Source organism: Maribacter sp., assembly GCF_016744255.1.
Taxonomy (GTDB): domain Bacteria; phylum Bacteroidota; class Bacteroidia; order Flavobacteriales; family Flavobacteriaceae; genus Maribacter_B.
This window is the reverse complement of the sequence record NZ_JADGES010000005.1, coordinates 39,398-62,864: the sequence shown is the minus strand read 5'-3', so window position 1 is coordinate 62,864 and position 23,467 is coordinate 39,398. Positions and strand designations below refer to the sequence as shown.

Here is a 23,467-nt window from a genome sequence, read left to right as displayed (position 1 = left end):
AGGGAGTAGTAATGAAAACTACTCCCTTTAAACCAAAAAAGGAAATCAATCATTCAAACGTATAGTTTGTTTTTACCACTTGTGTAAGTCTAAAAAAACCATGGGCGTAATTTTCAGTTTTTGTTTGGTTAATACAGTTGCCTTTTAGAGCAACCGGAGTAGCACCAAATAAACCAACGCCTTCAGATTGTTCTATTAAGGTTCTTATGTAGTTAAAATAAGCCTTGGAAATTCCATACATTTCTATTTCTACTTTATCACCAGCAACAAATTCGCCTTGGTCATCATCTTCATCTTTTTCATACCACCAACTAACTTCATTTCCGTTAATGAATTCATCATCTACATCTTCTAGTTCAAAAAATAAATCGCCTTCTTCTTTATATTTAAAGAGGTAATAGTTTTCTTCCTCCTCTGGGTCATTAAAATATACATTTACTTCTAATGCTTCATCATTGAACCCTTTTTCGGCGGATTGTTTTACTCTAGTAATATTGGTTACGGATTTTAAATTTTCAGTAGCAATGTATGTTTCACTATTGTAAACAATTTCTAAATTATAGGTATTATCTACAATGGGGTTAAAAGAGGCGGTAGTGTAATTACCGTTATTTTCGTTGGTAAAAATGAATTCCTCTAGAGTATTTGTATTGGTAACCTTTACCGTAGCACTTGTTACAGGGGTATTCTGGTTTTCTGCAAAATAAGCAGATGAGGTCGATAGTTTTATGGTTTGGTTATTTCCCGTGGTTCCTTTTTCCCAATCTAAAGAGGCTTCAACGGTTAATCGTTCTGGGGCTGTTTGTAAATCTACATCGATTACATCTTCACAAGAGAAAAATATAGATATAGTAAATAAGGTTATAATTTTTATATAGGATTTCATTTTCTTAAAATTTAAAGTTATAGGTAGCTGATGGCATTATCCCAAAAATGGCTGTTCTTGTAGCTTCGTTAGCTCCTGTGTCCGTGTTTTGGCCAAAAGAGATGGAAGCCGCATTTTTTTTATTTAACACATTATAAATTCCAAAAACCCATTCTCCTTTCCATCTTCTATTCGGTTTTCTGTTAGGGGTATAGGTCGCAGAAATGTCAAATCTGTTGTATAATGGTAATCGGTCCGAATTTCTGTCAGAGTAACTAGCAATAGAGAGTCCTTCGTATTGGTACTGCCCATTAGGGTAGGTTACCGGTCTACCTGTTTGTAATGCACCATTAGCACTAAGAGTCCATTTTGGATTCATTTTGTAAGATGCTGTTACGGATAAGTCATGTGTTCTGTCATAAGCCGTGTTATACCATTCTCCATTACTGATGCCTGGACCACCGGCAATAGCATCTTTTGTCCTTTGTTCCGATTTAGCAAGAGTATATGCAATCCAACCTGTGAATTTTCCTGTATTTTTTCGGAATAACACTTCCAAACCATATGCTCTAGATTCGCCATTTAAAATTTCAGTTTCAATAGTATTAGTTCCAATTAAATCGGACCCATCAATATAATCAATACGGTTGTCCGTTGTTTTATAGTATGTTTCTATCTCTAGAGAGTAAGTCTCCTCCTTAAAGTTTCTAAAGTAACCCAAGGCAAATTGGTCAGACAATTGAGGTTTAACATATTTTCCACTAGGAGTCCATACATCTAATGGAGTTACGGAAGAAGTATTGGATAGTAAATGAATGTATTGTGCAGCACGCGAATATCCAAGCTTAATGGAAGAGTTATCGTTAAGCTCATAGGCCATAGAGACTCTAGGCTCTAGATTTCCATAGTTCGCAATTGATTTTCCTTTTTCATAATTGGTTTCGCTAATAGCCTCTCCGCGCTCATATATACCTAAAACAGAATTATAAGCAACCGGTTGATCGTTGGCATAATCCGTTAAAGGTTGCCCTCCTAAACGATTAAAGTAGCTGTAACGAAGACCGTACATGGCTGTTAACTTATCCGTTAGTTTATGTTCTGCATTTATATATACACCAGTTTCGAGAGCTTTTTTCTGGTCAAGCTTCATTGGATTAACAGAAGATTCTTCTGATGTGGGTAGTATTTGTCCAGGATTAAAATCGTAATAGATTCCACTTGCACCAAAATCTAATTTAAAAGCATCACTCAGATAGTATTTTAAATCGTATTTAGCATTGTAATTGTCAATAGAAGATATCCAGTTGAAATCTGCAATTTTAATTCCTAGGTCATAGTCATAACGACTATAAATCAAGGATAAGTTAGAAAAAAGGCGTTCGTTAAAAATATGATTCCATCTTAAATTTCCGGAAGCATTCCCGTAGGTAGTTTCAAAACTACTTCCAAGTTTAAACGTATCTCTTCCGAAGTAACCAGAAAGATAAAGTTTGTTATTCTCGTTTAATTTGTAGTTAGTTTTTAGGTTTAAATCGTAAAATCCAACACGATTTTTGTTTTTGGCTGCTGCCAAGAATACGTTTACGTAAGAGGATCTACCGGCAACTAGAAAAGAGCCTTTTTTATTAAATGCGGGGCCTTCTAGAGCCAACCTACTAGAGATTAATCCTATTCCTCCAGAAACACCAAATCTTTTGCTGTTACCGTCTTTTTGCCTTACATCTAAAACAGAAGAAGTTCTGCCGCCATATTTAGCAGGTATTCCACCTTTATGAAGTTTAATGTCTTTAATGGCATCTGCATTAAAGACCGAGAAAAACCCAAGTAGGTGAGAGGTATTATATATTATAGCTTCGTCTAATAAAACTAAGTTTTGGTCTACCGCACCACCACGAACATTAAAACCGCTGGAACCTTCACCACTATTGGTAACCCCAGGAAGCATCTGTAGCGATTTAATAATATCTACCTCACCAAAAACAACAGGCATTTGCTTCACCGTTTTAATGTTGAGCTTATTAACGCTCATTTCTGGTTTTCTAATATTTACATGTTCTTTTTCATCTGCGGTAAGAACTACTTCTTCTAGTTGTGTTGCATACTCTTTAATTTCAAAATCTAATTTTTGATTTTGGTTTAATGTGATTTCTTTTTTGATGTCTGAATACCCAACATACGAAATGATTAAAGTGTATGTTTCCTTTGGAGCAGTAATAGAGTAGAATCCATACTCATTAGTTATAGCTCCAATAGTAGTTCCTTCTAAAAATACAGAGGCACCAAAAAGAGTTTCCCCATTAGTAGCATCGGTAATGGAACCATTGACCGTAAAATTTTCCTGCGCACTTAGAAGTGTGGTGAAAAATAAAAATAGTAATCCTAATTTTTTCATTTTTTGATTGTTGTTGTTTGACTGTTGTTTTTTGATTTACTTCTACTATAGACAATCAAAAAAATGGAAGGTTGCATCATTTTAATAAAAAAGCCTATCATTTTAAAAAATGATAGGCTTTTTTATTAGGTGCTAAATTAATTAGTCTCTTTTCTTTGGTCTAGGTTTATTGGTGTTTCTATTGTTTTTACCTCTAAAATTAGAACTACCATGACGACTTTTGGGTCTGCTAGAGCTACGTGGTTTTTGATGCTGTTTTTCTTCCTCAGATTCTGTTTGCGAATCTCCGTCATCTACAAATTGATGCTCTGGCATTCTAGGCACTTCCTGTTTAATTAACTTTTCAATGTCTCGTAAATAAGCGCGTTCTTCTTTATCGCAAAAAGATAAAGCGATTCCACTAGCACTAGCTCTACCAGTTCTACCAATACGGTGTACATACGTTTCTGGAACATTAGGTAAGTCGTAGTTAACAACCAATGAAAGGTCTTCTACGTCTATACCGCGAGCAGCAATATCTGTGGCAACTAATACATTTAGTTTACCTTCTTTAAAAGCGCCTAATGCCTTTTGTCTTGCGGTTTGTGATTTATTTCCGTGTATAGCTGCAGAGTTAATATCTGCTTGGGCTAATTTTTTTACAATCTTATTGGCTCCATGTTTGGTCCTAGAAAATACTAAAACCGAAGCTTCAGGGTTTTCTTCTATTAAATGGATTAGTAATTTTGGTTTGTTGAGTTTACTAACAAAATAAATTCCTTGTTCTACTTTCTCTGCGGTAGCTTGCTTTGGTTGTATAGTAACACGCTCAAAATCTCCTAATATTTTTCTAGATAGTGTTACAATGTCTTTTGGCATGGTAGCAGAGAAAAATAAAGACTGTCTTTTAGGAGGTAATTTGGCTATTATCTTTTTAATATCATGAATAAAGCCCATGTCTAGCATTTGGTCAGCTTCATCTAAAACAACATATTGAACATCTCTAAGAGATATTATACCTTGATTCATTAAATCTAGCAATCTCCCAGGAGTTGCAATTAGAGCATCTACACCAGGACGCATTGCATTTACTTGTCTTTGTTGTTTTACGCCACCAAAAATAACTGTATTTCTAATATTAGTATGTTTACTATATGCAGTAAAATTTTCGCCTATTTGAATAGCAAGTTCTCTAGTAGGAGTAACAATAAGTGCTTTTATGCGTTTTTTTCCTTGAGTATGTTGCTCATTTGTATGTAAATGGTGAATAATAGGAATACTAAATGCTGCTGTTTTTCCGGTACCAGTTTGTGCAACACCTAAAAGGTCTTTATGATTTAATAAAATCGGAATTGCTTGTTCTTGTATAGGTGTAGGGTTCGTATACCCTTGTTCGTCAATAGCTTTTAATATAGGTAAAGCTATACCTAAATCTTTAAATGTCATGTATTTTTAATATATGCCGCGAAGATACAGTTAATGTTTGAATAAAAAGATTGTGTTATAGACCAGCAATTGCCGATTCTGCACAACGTTCTCCATCCATAGCAGCAGAAACAATACCACCGGCATAACCACCACCTTCACCACAAGGGAATAAACCTTCTATTTCAGGGTGCTCTAATTTTTCGTTTCTAGGAATGTTTACGGGTGATGAGGTTCTCGATTCTACACCAACAATATTAGCTTCAGCAGTATAGTATCCTCTCATTTTTTCGCCAAAAACTTTGAAACCACCACGCAGTCTACTACCTATAGCTTTTGGTAAAAGAGAGTGTAGGGGAGCAGATTTTAATCCTGGTTGGTAAGACGTTGGGTTTAAATCTGCAGAAAGGTTTCCTTCTACAAAATCGGTAAGTCTTTGAGCGGGAGCTACCTGGCTACGACCACCTGCTGTAAAAGCCAGTCTTTCGATACTTTTTTGATATTCTAAACCCTTTAAAACGCCGAATTTTTCGAACTTACGTAGGTCTTCGTCCGCATTAATCTCTACTACAATTCCAGAATTAGCATATAAATTATTTCTTTTAGATGGAGACATACCATTAACAACCACTTCTCCAGGAGCTGTGGCAGCAGGAACAATAAATCCGCCTGGGCACATACAAAAGGAGTAAACACCCCTATTTTTTACTTGCTCAACTAAACTATAGGATGCGGCAGGTAAAAGCTCATTACGTTCGCCTCTACAATGGTATTGAATAGAATCTATAATATGTTGCGGATGTTCTACGCGTACACCCATAGCAAAAGACTTTGCTTTTAAGCTAATTTTTTTATCATGTAGTAAATAGTAAATATCACGAGCAGAATGGCCTGTAGCAAGAATGACTCTATTAGCTTGCATTTCAATACCATTTTGTAATTGAATTGCAGTTATTTTATTGTTTTTAACAGTGAAATCTGTTACACGGGTATTAAAATGTATTTCTCCTCCGTGCTCTATAATTTTCTCTCTAATATTCTGCACAATTTTTGGTAGCTTATTAGTGCCAATATGTGGATGCGCATCTACCAGTATTTGTTCTGTAGCACCATGGTGTACTAGACTCTCAAAAATTCTACGAACATCCCCTCTTTTAAGGCTACGGGTATATAACTTACCATCGGAATAGGTTCCTGCTCCACCTTCCCCAAAACAGTAGTTACTGTCTTCATTTACTAAATGGTCTTGGTTTATCGCTTTTAAATCGCGTCTACGCTCTTGTACTTTATTGCCGCGTTCTAATATAATAGGTTTGTAACCAAGCTCTAAACAACGTAAAGCAGCCCACATTCCTGCAGGGCCAAAACCAATAATATGTATTTCTTTGGCCTTAGAAACGTCTTTGTAATCGAAAGTATAATCTGGTTGTTCGGATGGTTTTTGGCGAATATAAACCTCCATTTTATAATTGAAGTAAATAGAAGGTTTGCGAGCATCTACAGACTTCCGTAGTACTTTTACAACAATATCTTTTTCATCCTCTCTAAGATATTTGGCTACTTTTTTTAAAAGCATTCCTGTTTGTCCTTCTTCTTTTAAAGATAGTCGTAATTGTATATTCCTTACCATATTGCAAAATTACTGGTTTTATAAGATTAGCTTCTGTTTTTTTTATAATAGTTACAGTCCAATCCAGAATAATTACAATTCAGCACTTCTTTTTATCCTAGCGTATAGGATTACTGCACCTTTGGAGTATAAATCAAAAAACAGAAATTATGAAACAAATTATTACCATCGCATTATTTTTAGTAGCTACAATAGCTACAGCACAAGACCAATACACTACTGGAATGCAAAAGGCTTTTCAGTTTTGGGGAGAAGGTAAAACCACGGAAGCATCTAATCTTTTTGAGCGAATTTCTACGGCAGAAAAGGATAATTGGTTACCAGCATATTATGGCGCGCAGGTAAATACAGTAGCGTCCTTTGGAGAAAAAGATAAAGAGAAGCTTGTAAAACAATTAGAAAAAGCACAAGAATTTGTTGATATTGCAAAAGCAATTTCTCCTAATAACCCAGAGATATTAGTACAACAAGCCATGATACATACGGCTTATGTAGCTTTTGATGGAGCAACGTATGGTATGACACTATCAGGTGAAGTAGTTACGTTGTATCAAAAAGCATTAGCGATTTCTCCTAATAACCCGAGGGTTGTTTTTTCTAAGGCAGAATGGGATATGGGTTCGGCAAAATATTTTGGACAAGATACTACACCGTATTGTAAAGAGATAGAGCGTTCCATAGAACTTTTTACTAACTTTAAACCAGAGTCAGAATTTCACCCGAATTGGGGAAAAGACAGGGCAGAGGCAACAGCAAAGAACTGCGGGAAATAAAACAATTACATGCAACGATTTTTAAAACATCTGGTAAGAGCATTTTTTATTGGGACTATAATTTATATTGCTTTTATGGCTATATATTATTTTTCTGGTGATTTGGGGAGCCAATTCAATATAGAAAAGGCTTGGTTAAAATATTGGCAAAACATGATTTTTTCGGTAATACTTTACTTTAGTAACGCCTATTGGATAGAGTATGTTCTAAGGAGTTATAAAAGTAGATTGTTTACCATTAAAAAATTTGCAACAGTAATTACAGGGAATATAGTGTTCTCTATACTAGGTATCTTTTTGTCTAAGCTTATTTTAGCTGTTTTTGTTTATGAGATGTCTTTTTTAGATTTTTTAAATGAACAGAGTATTAACAGTTATAAGATTTCTATGCTTATTTCTACTGCTATCGCATTAATTTTTTATGCTATATGGTTTTATAAGTACAGGCAGGAGAATAAAGTTAAAGAGCAAAAGATAATTGCAGGAACGGCCTCCGCAAAGTTTGATGCTTTAAAGAACCAACTAGATCCTCATTTTTTATTCAATAGCTTAAATGTTTTAACAAGCCTAATAGAAGAAGATCCATACCAGGCGCAAAAGTTTACCACCTCACTTTCTAAAGTGTATCGCTATGTTCTAGAACAAAAAAACAAAGATTTGGTACCTGTAGACGAGGAATTGAATTTTGCTAATACCTACATAAAGTTGTTAAAAATGCGATTTGAAGATAGTATTATTCTAGAAATTCCCGACTGTTGCACGGACCCCGAAGCCAAAATTGTGCCATTATCATTACAATTATTACTAGAAAATGCAGTAAAACACAATGTGGTTACTGCAGAAAAACCTTTGCGAATTAAGGTGTTTGAGGAGGATGGGGACTTGTGTGTTACAAATAATATACAAGAAAAAAGAGTGGTTAAAAAAAGTAGCGGAGTGGGACTTAAAAATATTCAGGAACGCTACGCAATTTTAACAGATAGAAGGGTGAGAATAGATAACGAGGCATCTGTTTTTAGTGTGCAACTACCTATGCTTACTAAGAAAGTTACGGTTATGGAAGTTCAAGAATCCTATATGGAAGATAAACGGTACCAGAAAGCGAAAGAAAAAGTAGAAGCAATTAAAGGTTTTTATGGCAACCTAATAGCGTATTGTATCATAATACCAATGCTTACTATATTAAATTACAATACAACGAGTTTTCCATGGGCAATTTTCCCAACAGCAGGTTGGGGGTTTGGAGTTGTAGTACATGGTATGGAGGTTTTTGGATACAACCCTTTATGGGGGAAAAGTTGGGAAGAAAGAAAGCTTAGAGAGTATATGGGTAATGAAGATTAGATTATTTACAACTCATGCCTAAAACACAACAATTCAGAAACTTATATTTAAATATCGCGGTGTTTTTTAGGAAGTTTGAAGTAAATAAAAAAGCAATCGTATGAATAACTTAGATAAAGAAAATAGGTATTTAAAAGCAAAGGAGAGAGTTGCAGAGGAAAAGAAATTTTACACCAGTTTAATCTCTTATTTTGTGTTTGTTCTTTTTTTAGCAGGAGTAAATTATTGGACAGATGAATGGCGCCACCCTTGGTTTTTATGGGCAGCTTTTGGTTGGGGAATAGGACTCGTTTTTCAGGCTGTTAAAGTTTTTGGTTACGGAACCTTTTTTAGTAGTAACTGGGAAGAACGTAAGATTAAGGAATACATGAACGAGGATAAAAAAAATGACTTATGGAAATAAAAGAAGAAAGTCAGAGAGAAAAGCTACGTAAAGCAAAAAAGCGTGTAGCCGATTTAAAAGGGTATTACGGGCATTTAACTGCTTATTTAGCTGTTAATACCTTTATATCAGTATCAAAGATTATAGGAAACATAAACAATGGAGAATCATTTAGTGAAGCTTTTTTTGATTTCGGAACATTTGCAATTTGGGTTTTCTGGGGAATAGGATTGTTTTTCCATACGATAAAAGTATTTTCATTAAACCCATTTTTTGGTAGAGATTGGGAAGAAAAACAGATTCAAAAATTCATGGAAGAAGATAAGCGAGAATCTGAAAAATTTAGATAATGAACAATCAAAAACTACAATTAGCTAAAAAGAAAGTAAAAGCTATTAAGCATTGGTATATCCTTATAATTTTTGCGGTAGTGGGAACTATTTTTATGATTTGGTTTAATTCCTATTTAAGAAGTATTGGGACTCCCGTATTTGGAAGTCTTGCAGTAATGATAGGCCCAGTAATTTGGTGGGTAATTGTACTTTTTAAAGGCCTAAGTATCCATAATAAATTTCCTAAGTTTTTTAAAAGCTGGGAAGAAAAGCAGATTCAAAAATTCATGGAAGAAGACAAACGTAGATCTGAAAAATTTAGATAATGAACAATCAAAAACTACAATTAGTTAAAAAGAAAATAAAGGTATTGAAGAATTGGCACCTTTTTACCCTTATGGTTTCCTTTGCGACAGTATTGATGGTGTGGTTTTCATTTTATGTAAAATCACAAGGAGCACCAGAATCTGTAAGTTGGATTTTTAGAGGAACAGCCTTCGCTTGGTGGGTAATAGTTGTTGTTCAGGGATTTAATATAAACAATAAGTTAGCGAAGCCGTTACGAGGATGGGAAGAACGAAAAATTAGGAGGTTTATAAAGGAGGAAGAGATAAAGACCGAAAAATACAGGTAATGGAGGAAAAAAAAAGGACCCGAGAAAAATTTATTCAAGCCCAAGAGAGGGTTGTTAAACTACGAAAATTTTATGTAGGTCTAGTGCGTTTAATCATCTTTACGGTCTTATTATTTCTTTTTAATGGAAGGATTATACAAATATTCATAGAGCACGGTTTAGACAATGAACATATTTTGTATTGGGTAAATTGGACCTTATGGAGTGTGCCTGTAACAATTGCTTTTATAATGTTGATTAAAGGACTTAAGTTGTTTATTTTTAAAAACAATTCTATTAAAAATTGGGAAGACCGTCAAATTGAAAAAATAATGAAAGAAGAAGATTCTTTCGAGTAAAATAAAATAAAGGCATGAATATAATTATAATTGAAGATGAAAAACCAGCAGCAAGACGTTTGTCTCGATTGTTAAACGATTTGGGAGTTGCCGTATCTACAATGTTGCATTCGGTAGAGGAATCTATTTTATGGTTTCAAAATAACGAACATCCAGATTTAATTTTTTTAGATATTCAATTATCAGACGGGTTGTCTTTTGAGATTTTTGAAACCATCGAAATTAAAAGTGCTATTATTTTTACAACGGCTTATGATGAATATGCATTACAAGCCTTTAAGTTAAATAGTATAGATTATTTGTTAAAACCAATCGATGATGAAGAGTTAGGAGTTGCAGTAAAAAAATACAAAGACTTAAAACCAGAACCAGAAAAATTAGCCCTGAATTTTGAGGATATAAAAAAGCTTTTGGTAAATCCATTAGAGCGGGAATATAAAAAACGATTTACCGCTAGAGTAGGGCAGCATTTAAAGATTGTAAATGGAGAAGAAGTGGAGTGTTTTTATAGTGAAAATAAAGGCACCTATGCAGCAACTTCAGATGGCAGAAATTACCTCTTGGATATTACCTTAGAGAATCTTGAAAATGAACTAGAACCAAAAACATTTTTTAGAGTTAGTAGAAAGTTTTATGTGAATATAAATCACATAAAAGATATTGTTTCGTATACAAATTCTAGGCTTCAGATTAAGGTAAATCGCTATAATGAGCAAGAAATTATAGTTAGCAGAGAAAAAGTAAAAGACTTTAAGCTTTGGTTAGAGTAATGGTATTTAATCTTCTGGAATAGTGTATTTTAGATTTAGCTATAGATTTTTCTTATAATGCCTTTTTTACACTGTTTCGAGAGGAAAATCTCTTTTTTTAGTACATTTAAATATACAATTATTTATGACATGAAACTAGCGCATATTTGTAGCTTTTTTTTGTCATTGTGCTTTAAAAAAATGCCTTTTATTATTTGTTTTTAGAATTTAATTTGGTTGTTTTTATTTGTTAGAATAGATTGTGAAAAGTAAAAAAAAATAAAATGTATTTTAGTGTTATTCTACACGATTTTCATCGAAAGAAGAAGGCAGTAATTTTGGAATTAGTTTAATAAGGATAGGTAATAAAACAGCTCCGCCTGGCAACATAAATATGGCTAAAGAAGGCACGCTTTTACAAATGTCTAAGAGCTGATTTTGTACCTTTTTTTTCTCGTCAGAACTTAAATCTTTAACTGTAGATTTAGATAATAAGGCAACTAATTCTTTACTTTCAGAAAGCTCTTTTTGCAGCCTTTTACTGTTCCTAATTATTAATTTATTTACAATTTTAGACATGCTATCGTAAAATTGAACGGCTAAATTATTGTCTTTTAAGAAAGGAATTACCTCTGAATTCTTATCAAAAAAATAGGTTATTTCTTCTATAGATCTAGAGATTTGTTTGGCATTAAAACCTAAATCTTGTCCGATTCCGAAAATAAAATCGGACTCTTTATAGTCTAAAGATTTGTCTTCCCATACCGTTAAACAAGCCATTTCTAGATAGTATCTGTTCTCCCATTCTTCAGGATTTACACGAATTCTATCCCTGTAAGAACCATCAAAATTTTGCTTATCAGCATCTATAAAGGTCAAAGAACTTTCAAATAATTGCGCTAATTTTTTATCAGATTTGTTCTTTTCTTTAGAATTTAAAGCATGGTAAATTATGTTTATTGCTATAAATTCTATGTTTTGAGCATAAGCTCTAATGTTGTTTTTGTCATTTAAATAATGTTTAAAAGTTAATACATCAATGTATAAAAACGAATTAGTAATAATGCTATTAAAGGTTTTGCTAATAACATTATCTCCTAAATAAACTCTGGATTCTATAATCTTTTCGAGCTTAGCGGAGCCCTTATTTGTGGTTAATAATTTTTCAAAAAAAGAAACATGGTTAATTTCTAAAGAAGTGTAAAATTGGTTTACAGTGCTGATGAATTCTTCAATGGATGCATCTTTTTCTTCTAATACATAGGTGTAGTACAATGCATTTAGTAGGTTTATTTTTGCGCATTCATCTTCTGTTAACTTGTGTTCTGCTTCTATTTTTCTGGGTATTCGTATGTTTATACCGTATACGAACCCCGTTTTTTTAAGCTCTCCATATAAGTCTCTAAAGCCAGCGAATGGGATAGTGTCATCTTTTATAAGATGAAAATATTTTCCAATCCAGCCTACAGATGAAGGGTTCATATTAATTAACTTTTTAAAGTTGCCAAATTAAGATAAAATATAAGGCTTTTCTTATGTTTTAGTTCCTTTTCGAGCTATTGCAGTAAAAACCTATTATATCTAAATTTATTAACACTTTTGTTGTCATTATGGCGTGTGTTTGTAGGGTTTTAAGAGATTATTTTTTAATCCATTTACGTATTAAAACGGGGAGTAGTAGTAAATCTAGCACTAAAGCTGTTAGTAAGGTTGCACTTAGTAAGAGTCCGATAGTAATACTTGGAAGATGAATAGAGAATACTAGCACCATAAAACCAAAAAAGAGTAGCAGTGTTGTAATTACAAGAGCTCTACCCGTTTCTTTAAAGGTTTTTTCAATAGCTTCTTCTTTATCTAAGCCATTAAAACGGCATAGTTTGTATCTCCCAAGAAAATGAATGGTATCGTCTACGGCAATACCAAATACTATTGCAAAAACTATGGATATAGTAGCCTCTAAAGGTATTCCTAAGAAGCCTAAAAGCGCCCCAGCGAATAATAGGGGAAGAATATTAGGTATCAAAGAAATGGCTAGCAATTTAATATCTTTAAAGAGTATAACCATAATAAAACCAACAAGAATTAAACCTAAACCCAGACCTTGAAGCAGGCTGTTCCTTATGTATACAGAGTTTTTGTCTAATAGCATTCCTTTCCCTGTAAGTCTAAAATGTACTATAGAAGTATCTGTTTTTGTGGTGATATAGCGATTTAAATTCTCATATACTTTTATAAGGCTATCGGTACCAATATCTAGTACTTTGGCAGAAATACGGCCTTTTGTATTATCGTTATTGACAAATTTTTGCAGTTGTTTACGAGCTATTTTATTTACATCTTTTTTGTATAAAGCATAGGTTTTTTCGTCTGTAGGAAGTGTAAAGAACTCCTTTTTATTAAGATGGTGTGCTTTGTTAATTCCTTTAAATAAGAGGTTTATAGAGGTTACTTCGCGAATATCTTTAAGAGACTTTAATTTAGCTTCCATTTGGTCTATTTCTTGGAGCATTTTAAAATCGGTTATTTTGTTGTCTCCTTTTGCAATCACCGCGACTTCAAGAGGTCTAAAGCCTGAGTACTTGGTTTGGAAAAAAGAAAAGTCATCGGCTAGCACACTATTTTTTGGAAAACTAGCCTGAAATTCGTAATTGGTATTTATTTTAGAAACACCCCAATAGCAAATAGCAGCAAATAAAAGAGCGCTATACAAAATGGCTCGTGGATTTTTTTTGGTGAATATATTTACTTTAAGTAAGTAAAAATTCCAATTCTCCATGGAATTTTTATTAGACAGAAGATGCTTTTTGTTAATGATTAAGAGTAGGGCGCTCGTAAAAAAGATTACCGTTACATAGGCTACCATTACACCAATAGCAGAGTTTAGACCAAAATCTTTTATGGGTTGTAATTTAGATGTAATGAGGGATAAGAACCCAATGGCAGTTGTAACAGAGGTTAAAAGAGTAGTAAGGCCTACTTCTTTTAAAGTGCTGATTATTGCTTCATTTTTATCTATGTTTAAGTGTAATTTTTCTAAATAACTATCCATAATATGAATAACATCGGCAGAACCTACAATTAAAAGTAAAATAGGATAAAAGGAAGATAATGTGTTGAGCTCTTTTCCTAAGATAGAGAGTAACCCTAAGAATAAAAGTAGAGCCATTATAATAGAAGAAAAGGCTAGCGCAACTACAGCTATTTTTCTGTAGACAAAAAATAAAACAAAGAGAACTAATAAAGCAGAAAGGGCACTAGTTACCAGAAGCTCTCTTTTTTGCATAGCTACAAAAGCTTCATAAAAATAGGCTCTTCCTAAGAGATGGTATTCATTTAATTGGTGTTTGTTTAAGGCAGCGCGGACTTCCTCTAAAAATAGCAAGCAGTTGTTGTAATCTAAATTATCTTCAGTTTCAATAGCCACTACCAAAGAGGTTCCTTTGGTGTCAATAAAAGTATTGGTAAACAGACTGTCTTGCTTAATTTTTTTCCAATCCTTAAGGTATCTGGTAGAATCTTGAATGTTAACCACAGGTATTTTAGTGTATCCAAAAGAGGTTTTTAAAGGATAAAATAACGTGGTTAAAGAAGAGCTATTTTTAGTATACGTAAACTTTTCAGCATCTAAAGAGAATTGATGAAAGCGTTCTAAAAAATCCTTTTCAAAAACGGTTTCTTTGTTTTCTATGGCAATAAGTAAGAAGTTGTCATCTGTGCCAAATTCTTTTATAAACTCTTCATAAAAAATTAAATCGGGGTCACCAATCGGAAAAAATTGGTCAAAATCAAAAGTAAATTTAAGAAAGCCTAGTAAAACAGTAGAAATAGCTGCTAAAACGATAAATAGAAATACAATATGTTTTTTTAGAGCAATAAGTCTTTGCATAGTACTAGTTTCGATAAAAATAGGGTAGTAGATAAAAGGCTGCTAATTAGCAGCCTTTTGTTCTATGAGTACATTATAATATTATTTTTTTTCTAAAAGAACTTCTGCTTTTACGGCTACCTCACTCCAGGTTTTACTTACCCCGTCTGCACCAGTATGCAATACTTCACAAGCTTTATTGATAGAAGCTACGGCATCTAAAGCGTTCCAGTTTTTTAAATCCATAACACCATTGAAAGTATAGACGTTATCTGTTGTGGTTTCATAAGTTAAAGGAATATTCGCAGTTTCTCCATTTAAGGTTATATCTATAGAGCAAGTATTGTCTGCTCCGGTTTTAAAAACACCAGAAATAAGTTCTGTATCTTTCATTACACCAAAAAAGAACTCTAATAATTTAGGGTCTCTTGTGCCAGTAGCATCATTGGTAAATAAGCTACTTACGGGAATACTAAAAGTAGTTCCATTAAGAGCTTCCATAGCAGTAGCTCCAGTATTATTTTTGGTAATGTTTATTTTGGTAAATGTACCACCAACTGCTTTTTTTTCTGTGGTTTTGTATCCAACAAAACTCACTTTAGTAGAATCATTTACAATGCTATATTGTTCTGTTTCTACAGTTGATGCAGCTTCTTCCGTTTGTTCTTTTTCTTTTTTAGCATCTTTGCAACTGTATCCTGCAAATACTAATAGACTTAGGGTAATAAAGGCTAATTTTTTCATGAAGTGTAATTTTTTATGCTAAAAGTACATATTATTTAAGCGGTTGACAAAACAACTTTTTCTGTATTCTATGTTATGTTTTATCCGTGTGTTTTAATTTAAAGAGAATGTTTTAATTTCTTTAAAAGGGGAGGCCTCTGTTTTTTCGATACTTTCTTTATAAGGCATCCATTTTTCTTGAAAAAAGGAGTTTGTTTTTTTTAAGGCAGAGGATAAATCTTCTTCCGCAAACTGAATCAGGTTTTTTTCAGTTTCTGTAACCCCTGTTTGTCTCGTAGCCACATAATAACTGGCACTCCCTATGCGTTGCATAACATTTATTTTAGGGTTGCGGGTAATACCTTGTCTCTTATCTTCTTTGCCAATATAAAGTGCTATAGTAGAATCTATTTCTTTTATAATGTCCTTAGATGCTTTTATTTGAGCATCGTATTTGTCTTTATCTAAAGCCTTTAATTCTTTTTGAAATTTAGCAGCTATTTCTTTATTTTCTACTAACTGCTTTACTGCATCAGCTGCTGTTTGGGTATACGTTTGTATTTTTTTGGAATACGAGTATATTTCATTCGTAGAAGCGGTAGAAACGTTGAGCCTCGGGTCTGCTTTTATTTCTATTTGTGTTTCGGCCATTTGGTCTCCATATTCCATTTTTACATTATATGTTCCAGGTTTTACACTGAGACCACCACGCTCTTTTTCCTTTTTTGCTATTTTCCTAGAAGGTCTATCTGGGCCTTTTTCATTCATACCCCAATAAATTCTATGAAAACCTGCTTTTTCGGGAGTTTTGTATTTTAAAGTGCGTATTAACTCTGTGTCCTTGTAAAAAGTGAAACGTATAGAATCTTTTTTCTGAACCCCATTTTGCTTTTTCTTCTTTTCTATAATAGAGTCTTTATCCTTTGTAATGCTTTCTTCCTTTTCATCTGTTTTAGGAGCCTCTTTCTTTTTTCCTTTTTTAAGAAAATAGGTAATCATAGCACCTTCCTTTTTATTTTCAGCATTGTAAAGTGCATCACCGCCAAATCTACTGCCTGTTGGTTGCTGGTATGCTGCTTGGTAGCCAGTTGGTGGTGTAAATAAAGCAATATCGTTTTGAAGAACAGAAGGGTTTTTAGCAATTGCTCGTAAAGGGCGAATATCATCTAATACCCATGCTGCACGACCAAAAGTACCAATAATCAAGTCTTGTTCTCTAGGGTGAATTACCAAATCTTTGGTAGAGACCGTTGGGAAGCCTTCCGTCCATTTTAGCCATTTTTCTCCAGCATTAAAAGAGATATACAGTCCATCATCGGTACCAAGAAATAACAAGTTTGGGTTTTCTATATCTTCCACAATAGAAAGCGTGTAACTTTCCACATCTGTGTTGTCTACTATGCGTTCCCATGTTTTTCCATAGTTTTTAGTTCTATAGGCATATGGAGTATAGTTAAATCTTCGGTAATCGTTCGCTATTAATAGCGCTTCTCCTTTGTTTTTGTTAGATGCTTTTATTTGGGGAATCCAACCTCCTTTTGGCAGTCCTTTTATATTTTTGGTGACCTCTATCCAAGATGCGCCACCGTTTTGGGTATAGTGCACACGGCCATCATCCGATGCAGTCCATAACATACCTTTCTCTAGCGTAGATGGTTCTATTACTAATATGGTGCAATGATTTTCTGCTCCAGTAGCATCCATAGTTAAACCACCACTTTCACTTTGTTTTTGCTTTTCTGGGTCATTGGTAGTTAAGTCTCCAGAAATTACTTTCCAAGTAAGACCTTTGTCTGTACTTTTGTGTACAAACTGACTTCCAAAATATACGGTGCTATTATCAAAAGGGTCTTGCCCAATAGCAGCATTCCAATTAAAACGTAACTTAGTTTTTGCGTCTGGTGGCGTAGGGCGAACCGTATAATTATTACCTGTTTTCCAATCGTATCTAGAGACATATCCTTGCTGACTCATGGCATAACCAAATTGAGAATCGTCTTTATCTGGGACTACATCAAAACCATCGCCAAAAGCAATTTCTTGCCAATAGCTGTTACGTATTCCCTGTGCTTTCCAAACATAGGCGGGGCCTCTCCAAGAACCATTATCTTGCATTCCGCCATACACATTGTATGGGTATTCGTTATCTACATTAATATGGTAGAATTGTGCTACAGGTAAGTTTCCTATAAATCGCCATGTTTTTCCGCCGTCTTTAGTAATGTTTAATCCACCATCATTGCCATCCATCATAAACTGGCCATTTGTAGGGTGAATCCACCAAGCGTGGTGGTCTGGGTGAACGCCATTCGCTACGCCGTATGCAGGCATAAGTTGGGTAAAGTTTTTTCCACCATCTTCAGAAGCGTTTATGTAGGTAAATACAGAATAGACCCTGTTTTCATTCTGCGGGTCTACATAAATTTCAGAATAGTAAAATGGTCTATTGCCAATATCTGCTTTGTCATTTATTTTTTTCCATTTAACACCGCCATCTACAGATTTATAAAGGGCATTCTTTTTTGCTTCAATAAGAGCATAAATAACATCTGTTTTTCCTGGAGCTATGGCAACACCAATACGGCCTAGCTCTCCTTTTGGTAATCCGTCTTCTTCGGATATTTTTTTCCAGTTTTCTCCACCATCATGGGTAATATAAAGTCCGCTGCCTTTTCCTCCAGATTTAAAAAACCAGGGATCTCTTTTGTGTTCCCACATGGCTGCGATTAGTTTGTTAGGATTGTTAGGGTCCATAACCAAATCTGCAGCTCCAGTTTTATTATTTACGAATAGGATTTTTTTCCAAGATTTACCACCGTCTGTAGTTTTATAAACGCCTCTTTCTGCATGCTCTCCCCAAGGAGAACCAATAGCACCAACATATACGGTGTTGGGGTTCATAGGGTCTATTTTTATTCTATGAATATGGCGTGTTTTTTCTAATCCCATGGATTTCCATGTTTTACCACCATCTAAAGATTTATAGATTCCGAATCCACCGTTTAAACTGTTTCTAGGGTTTCCTTCTCCTGTACCAGCCCATAAAATAGATGGGTTAGATTGTTGAATGGCAATTGCACCTATGGAACTGGTGAGCTCTTTTTCGAAAATAGGAGCCCATTTAATACCGCCCGAGGTAGATTTCCAAATACCACCAGAAGCAGTACCTACATACATAATGTCTGGGTTACTATGAACAACATCAATAGTAGTAACACGACCACTCATTCCGCCAGGGCCTATATTCCTTGGTTTTAAGTCTTGTACTAGATCCATTTTAAACTCTTGTGAAAGAAGAGAGAAGGATGCAAAAAGCATGGAGAAGAGTAATAATTTTTTCATTTATTTTTTTTCATTAATTAGTCGCTTAAATATAGCAAAAACAAAAGAAAAAAAGGAGGTAAGAAAACGAAATTACAAGATGTACTATTGGGTTGCTTGGAAAAATAATAGGAAGAGCCAATTTTGTTAGTTCTACCAGTTTCCTCTAGATTTTATATTCTGAGAGCAAAGTTTAATTATTTCCGTAATTCTTTTTTGCCTAGTAACCTCTCTTTTGGCCTGATTGAGCCAGTATAGATAACTCTTTCTATAACTGCGGCTGAAGTTAGAGTAATTAACGAAAGCACTTTCGTTTTGATTAAAGGCTATTCGTAAATCTTTAGGAATTATGCCATTTTCAACATTATCTAAAACAGTCCAGGAGCCGTCTTTCTTAGCTTGTTTCATTTTTATTAATCCACTTTCGTGCATTAATTCATTTTTAATAAGCTGCTTTATGTAGGTTTTATTAAGCTTGCTCCAGACACTTTTTTGTTTTCTTGGACAAAAATATTGCTGTCTTTTTCCATCGCCAAGGCTTTTAACGGTACTGTCAATCCATCCATAGCACAATGCCACTTTTACAGCTTCTTCCCAGCGCATGCTTTCCATAGGATGGTCTATTTTATAGAAAATTAAATAAACCCCCTCTTCGTTATGATGATTATTGAAAAGCCATTGACGCCATTCTTCATCATTTTTAAAGTAGAGTTGTGTTTTGGTAGTCATCTAAAGAAAATATTAAGCATTTAATTTTGTAAGAATATTAATGTTAAAATTTTAATAGTCTACTATAATATTAAGAAATATTTTGCAGATAATTTAATTATTTTTGGAGTAATTTAAAAATGCTATACCCTTGTTTTAAGCACAATTAAAACAATAATAAGCCTTTGTTACGTAGCTTTTGTATGGCTTTAGAAGACCAAAAAAGCTCAAAATGTTCAAAATGAACCTCAAAGTTGGTCTTTAGGTTAGCGAATGAAATGGCTTTGTTTTCAGAGATTTGAAGTTCTGCTAATTTGTTAACCAACCATTCCCCATGTTCTTTTTCTAAAGAAATAGAGAAGGATTCTCTGTGTTCATGAAAATGTAATACCGCCGATTCTCTGGTAATTCCTCTTTTAGATTTAGATAGGTAACTAAGTTGTGGTATAGTACCTAACCAATATACTTTTTGTTGGGGTTTAGGAGCTTTTGGTAGCTCGTTTTCCAAGGCATTATAAATATAATCTGGATGAATGGAAGTTTTTGGAATTTTAAAATTGAACCAATCTTGTAAAGGCAATTCAAAGCTTACTCCATACATAAAATTAAATAACGACTTTTTTAATCCATAGCTAAATTGTGTATGGTCTATGCCTGTGTGGTCTGTAAATTCTACATCGTTATTAGCAAAGGTAATATTTTTATGATGTGGTGTAATGGCATAATCCTTAGGGTTTATACCAACTGGGCTGTGTGCTGTTAGGGCAAATTGATGCCAAAAACCAGATTGTAATACACCAATTTTAAATAACTGCCGTACCATTTCTAAACTGTCTACCGTTTCTTGAATGGTCTGGGTGGGGTAGCCGTACATTAAATAGCAATGCACCATAATGTTGGCTTCTGTAAAATTACGCGTAACTCTAGCTACTTGTTCTACAGTAACCCCTTTATCAATGAGTTTAAGTAATCTGTCCGATGCTACTTCTAAACCACCAGAGACGGCAATACAACCAGATGCTTGTAGCAATAGGCAAAGGTCTTTGGTAAAGTTTTTCTCAAAACGAATATTGGTCCACCAGGTTACGGTTAGCTTTCTTTTAATAATTTCAATAGCAAGACTTTTCATTAATGCCGGAGGTGCCGCTTCGTCTACAAAATGAAATCCTGTTTCTCCCGTTTGGGCAATAATTTCTTCCATACGGTCTACCAATATATTGGCAGTAATAGGTTCATAAAGCTTAATATAATCTAGAGAAATATCGCAAAATGTGCATTTACCCCAATAACAACCGTGTGCCATGGTTAGTTTATTCCATCTGCCATCGCTCCAAAGACTGTGCATTGGATTAGCAATTTCAATAACAGAAAGATATTGGTCTAGTAGTAGATCAGAATAATCGGGAGTTCCTAATTGATTTTGTTTATAGTCAGGAAGGCTACAGTTTTTGTATGTAATCTTTCCGTTTTCTACTACTAAAGTGCGTTTGTATTCTTTTTCACCATTGCCTTCTAAAAGTATGTTTTTAAGGAGTAATTCTATAGGTAGCTCTCCATCATCTAAAGTAATAAAGTCGAAAAAAGAAAATACTCTCGTGTCTGTAACTTGGCGTAATTCGGTATTCGGAAAACCGCCGCCCATAGCAACCTTAATATTAGGAAAGTGAGCTTTTATATATTGGGCACAACGAAAAGCGCTGTATAAATTCCCAGGAAAAGGAACCGAGAAACATACTATTCGTGGTTTAGTTTCTTCCAGAATATCTTCTAGAAGGTCTAAAGTAATAGCATCTATAAAGGTGATTTCTTCTTGTAATTCATCATACAATTCGTTAAAATCATTGGCACTACGGCCAAGACTTTCAGCATATCTACTAAATCCAAAATTACCATCGACGCATTCAATTATAAAGTCCGATAAATCTTCTAAAAGCAGCGTACATAAATGTTTGGCTTTATCTTGTAAACCCATGGTTCCAAAGGCCCAGTCTAAATCATCGAGTTGGTTAAAACGAGAAGCTCTGGGAAGAAAATGGTCGGTACATATGAGCCTAGCAAAAGTTTGATTTTTCCCTTGTAAAAAACGAATAATATCTGCTATGTACTTTAAATACGAATCTCTAAGCGCATAGATACGTTGTGCGTTATCGGAAACTATAGTCTTATTTTCAAAGGCAGTATTAAAAACAAGCTGCAATTTTTCTTTGGTGAAGAGTTGTAAGATAACCTCCATGCCTAAATCCATTTGGTAGACACTCTTATTTTTAGTGTTTAAAAACCCTTTTAAATAGGCAGTTGCAGGGTAGGGCGTATTTAATTGTGTAAATGGGGGAGTAATAAGTAAAATATCTTTCAAAAGCCTATTTTGTTTTTAAGTAGATAGGCGGTAAAGATAAAGCAAAATAGAAAGACAATGGGTTTGTTGTATTGGGTTTACTCGATAATCGAGATTTAAATGCTCCGAGGCTTGCCTCGAAATTTTAAGGTTGTTTTCCTATGAATGCCTTTTGAGATTGTCTCGAGGTAGCTTACTCTTATTCTGTTGTTGCTTCTTGTTTTTTATATCGTAATTTATGGTGGTTATTTTTTAATAAATCGGAAAGGGAAAAGAAAGATATTCTTTTAATTTTTAGGTATCTTTAATAGGTAATTAAGGTTCTTTTTAAGGGATTTATAACCGATTGTTTTTTAGTGATTTAATCTTTTAAAATAGAATTTTTAAGTGTAAAATGTATAAAATATGCAATAGAGCATACATTAGGATGAAAAATTATAAAGCTAAAAGCAGATTAACTGCCGAACAATATATTGAAGGAATTTTAGAGGGAAGTCGTGTTATTTTATCTAGAGCTATTACCGTAATAGAAAGTAATTTAGAGAGCGATAAGATTTTAGCAAAAGATATTATACAAGGAGTTTTACCGAGTTCTGGTAATTCTATACGGATTGGTATTACGGGTGTTCCTGGCGTAGGGAAGAGTACGTTTATTGAAGTTTTTGGAAAGCATTTGGTTACACTAGGGCATAAAGTGGCCATTTTATCTATAGACCCTAGTAGTCAGCGTTCTAGAGGTAGTATTCTTGGCGATAAAACAAGAATGGAAGAATTAGCTACTTTAGAAGAAGCCTATATACGCCCTTCTGCTTCTGGCGATACTCTGGGAGGTGTAGCTAATAAAACCGGCGAAGCGATGTTTCTTTGTGAAGCTGGTGGTTATGATGTTATTTTAATTGAAACCGTAGGAGTTGGGCAATCTGAAACTGCAGTACATGGTATGACAGATTTCTTTTTACTCTTAATGTTAGCAGGAGCAGGAGATGAGCTGCAAGGAATTAAGAAGGGAATCATGGAAATGGCAGATATGGTGGTCATTAATAAAGCCGATGGCGATAATGTAAGAATGAGCGAGTTGGCAAAAAGGCAATACCAGAATGCCTTACATATTTTTCCTTTGTCAGAATCTGGATGGAGCCCAGAAGTAAGTACAGCCTCTGCCATTAAAAATATAGGGATTGATAAAGTTTGGGAAACCGTTTTAAAGTTTAAAGAGTTGGTAGATGAAAATGGTTATTTCTTAAAAAACAGAAACCAACAGCAAATCCAATGGATGTATAATAATATTAATGAGGAATTAAAAAACTTATTCTATGGCTCAGACGCTATTGCGAAGCAATTAAAAGAGTTAGAAAAAGCTATTATTTCTTCTAAGATTTCACCTGTAAAAGCAGCCCAGTATATTATAGAGAAATATAAAGAGACTTTTTAGGAATTATTTTTAAGCTTCTTAGATTTTTTTTCCACATTATTAGTTGAATATTATTATGTTGCAGTTTTAATAGATTTTTTATGGGTAAAAGAATCTAAATCTAGTTGTATCTATTCCGAACCAAAATTTGAATGGTTTACTGTTATTCCTTTCAGCTCTGGAGTGTTAAATACAGGGTTAATTAATAGTATATTAAGACCTTCTTTTATGGTACTAAAAATATTCTGGTAATAATTACCC

19 protein-coding genes are annotated in these 23,467 nt (G+C 34.0%); 9 read left to right on the top strand and 10 right to left on the bottom strand.

Annotated elements, in window-relative coordinates; translation table 11 throughout:
- Window positions 1-49 precede the first annotated feature (49 nt).
- The 4 genes from QZZ51_RS02125 to QZZ51_RS02110 all read right to left on the bottom strand — a co-directional run bounded on the left by QZZ51_RS02125 (window position 50) and on the right by QZZ51_RS02110 (window position 6,291).
- The gene (locus QZZ51_RS02125) at window positions 50-886 is read right to left on the bottom strand and encodes a DUF4249 domain-containing protein (protein ID WP_291865210.1); all 837 of its coding nucleotides are present in this window, start codon (window positions 884-886) and stop codon (window positions 50-52) included.
- A gap of 4 nt (window positions 887-890) precedes the next feature.
- Window positions 891-3,257 carry a TonB-dependent receptor gene (locus tag QZZ51_RS02120; protein ID WP_291865207.1) on the bottom strand — a complete coding sequence of 789 codons (2,367 nt, stop codon included), beginning with the start codon at window positions 3,255-3,257 and terminating at the stop codon, window positions 891-893.
- A gap of 141 nt (window positions 3,258-3,398) precedes the next feature.
- Window positions 3,399-4,682 (bottom strand): DEAD/DEAH box helicase, encoded by a 1,284-nt coding sequence (locus QZZ51_RS02115; RefSeq protein WP_291865205.1) that lies wholly within the window; start codon window positions 4,680-4,682, stop codon window positions 3,399-3,401.
- Window positions 4,683-4,737: 55 nt separating this feature from the next.
- Window positions 4,738-6,291, bottom strand: a complete 1,554-nt coding sequence (locus QZZ51_RS02110) for an FAD-dependent oxidoreductase (protein WP_291865202.1) — start codon at window positions 6,289-6,291, stop codon at window positions 4,738-4,740.
- A 149-nt stretch (window positions 6,292-6,440) separates the two neighbouring features.
- Between QZZ51_RS02110 and QZZ51_RS02105 the strand changes: the two genes are divergently transcribed.
- From QZZ51_RS02105 to QZZ51_RS02070, 8 genes are all read left to right on the top strand, one after another.
- Window positions 6,441-7,064, top strand: coding sequence for a hypothetical protein (locus QZZ51_RS02105; protein WP_291865200.1), 624 nt, complete (start codon window positions 6,441-6,443; stop codon window positions 7,062-7,064).
- Window positions 7,065-7,073: 9 nt separating this feature from the next.
- Window positions 7,074-8,408 (top strand): 2TM domain-containing protein, encoded by a 1,335-nt coding sequence (locus QZZ51_RS02100; protein ID WP_291865198.1) that lies wholly within the window; start codon window positions 7,074-7,076, stop codon window positions 8,406-8,408.
- A 100-nt stretch (window positions 8,409-8,508) separates the two neighbouring features.
- Window positions 8,509-8,811 (top strand): 2TM domain-containing protein, encoded by a 303-nt coding sequence (locus tag QZZ51_RS02095; RefSeq protein WP_291865197.1) that lies wholly within the window; start codon window positions 8,509-8,511, stop codon window positions 8,809-8,811.
- The gene (locus QZZ51_RS02090) at window positions 8,802-9,140 is read left to right on the top strand and encodes a 2TM domain-containing protein (RefSeq protein ID WP_291865194.1); all 339 of its coding nucleotides are present in this window, start codon (window positions 8,802-8,804) and stop codon (window positions 9,138-9,140) included. The genes QZZ51_RS02095 and QZZ51_RS02090 overlap by 10 nt, the downstream gene beginning before the upstream one ends.
- Window positions 9,140-9,448 (top strand): 2TM domain-containing protein, encoded by a 309-nt coding sequence (locus QZZ51_RS02085; RefSeq protein WP_291865192.1) that lies wholly within the window; start codon window positions 9,140-9,142, stop codon window positions 9,446-9,448. Before QZZ51_RS02090 ends, QZZ51_RS02085 begins: the two co-directional genes overlap by 1 nt.
- Window positions 9,448-9,756 carry a hypothetical protein gene (locus QZZ51_RS02080; RefSeq protein ID WP_291865188.1) on the top strand — a complete coding sequence of 103 codons (309 nt, stop codon included), beginning with the start codon at window positions 9,448-9,450 and terminating at the stop codon, window positions 9,754-9,756. The genes QZZ51_RS02085 and QZZ51_RS02080 overlap by 1 nt, the downstream gene beginning before the upstream one ends.
- Window positions 9,756-10,094, top strand: a complete 339-nt coding sequence (locus tag QZZ51_RS02075; RefSeq protein ID WP_291865185.1) for a 2TM domain-containing protein — start codon at window positions 9,756-9,758, stop codon at window positions 10,092-10,094. The genes QZZ51_RS02080 and QZZ51_RS02075 overlap by 1 nt, the downstream gene beginning before the upstream one ends.
- A 14-nt stretch (window positions 10,095-10,108) precedes the next feature.
- On the top strand, window positions 10,109-10,864 hold the full coding sequence (locus QZZ51_RS02070; RefSeq protein ID WP_291865182.1) for a LytTR family DNA-binding domain-containing protein: 756 nt from the start codon (window positions 10,109-10,111) through the stop codon (window positions 10,862-10,864).
- Between the two features lie 276 nt (window positions 10,865-11,140).
- Here the strand turns inward: QZZ51_RS02070 and QZZ51_RS02065 are convergent, their stop codons facing one another.
- The 6 genes from QZZ51_RS02065 to QZZ51_RS02040 all read right to left on the bottom strand — a co-directional run bounded on the left by QZZ51_RS02065 (window position 11,141) and on the right by QZZ51_RS02040 (window position 21,816).
- Window positions 11,141-12,325: an LETM1-related biofilm-associated protein gene (locus QZZ51_RS02065; RefSeq protein ID WP_291865179.1), complete on the bottom strand. Its 1,185-nt coding sequence runs from the start codon at window positions 12,323-12,325 to the stop codon at window positions 11,141-11,143.
- A 157-nt stretch (window positions 12,326-12,482) separates the two neighbouring features.
- Window positions 12,483-14,729 carry an MMPL family transporter gene (locus QZZ51_RS02060; protein ID WP_291865176.1) on the bottom strand — a complete coding sequence of 749 codons (2,247 nt, stop codon included), beginning with the start codon at window positions 14,727-14,729 and terminating at the stop codon, window positions 12,483-12,485.
- An 81-nt stretch (window positions 14,730-14,810) separates the two neighbouring features.
- On the bottom strand, window positions 14,811-15,452 hold the full coding sequence (locus QZZ51_RS02055) for a YceI family protein (protein WP_291865174.1): 642 nt from the start codon (window positions 15,450-15,452) through the stop codon (window positions 14,811-14,813).
- 93 nt (window positions 15,453-15,545) lie between these two features.
- Window positions 15,546-18,773, bottom strand: a complete 3,228-nt coding sequence (locus tag QZZ51_RS02050) for a hypothetical protein (RefSeq protein WP_291865170.1) — start codon at window positions 18,771-18,773, stop codon at window positions 15,546-15,548.
- A gap of 132 nt (window positions 18,774-18,905) precedes the next feature.
- Window positions 18,906-19,481, bottom strand: coding sequence for a YdeI/OmpD-associated family protein (locus QZZ51_RS02045; protein WP_291865168.1), 576 nt, complete (start codon window positions 19,479-19,481; stop codon window positions 18,906-18,908).
- 145 nt (window positions 19,482-19,626) lie between these two features.
- Window positions 19,627-21,816: a radical SAM protein gene (locus tag QZZ51_RS02040; protein ID WP_291865164.1), complete on the bottom strand. Its 2,190-nt coding sequence runs from the start codon at window positions 21,814-21,816 to the stop codon at window positions 19,627-19,629.
- Between the two features lie 406 nt (window positions 21,817-22,222).
- Between QZZ51_RS02040 and meaB the strand changes: the two genes are divergently transcribed.
- Complete coding sequence (gene meaB / locus QZZ51_RS02035; protein ID WP_291865162.1) at window positions 22,223-23,227, top strand: methylmalonyl Co-A mutase-associated GTPase MeaB; 1,005 nt, start codon at window positions 22,223-22,225, stop codon at window positions 23,225-23,227.
- Window positions 23,228-23,467: the final 240 nt, after the last annotated feature.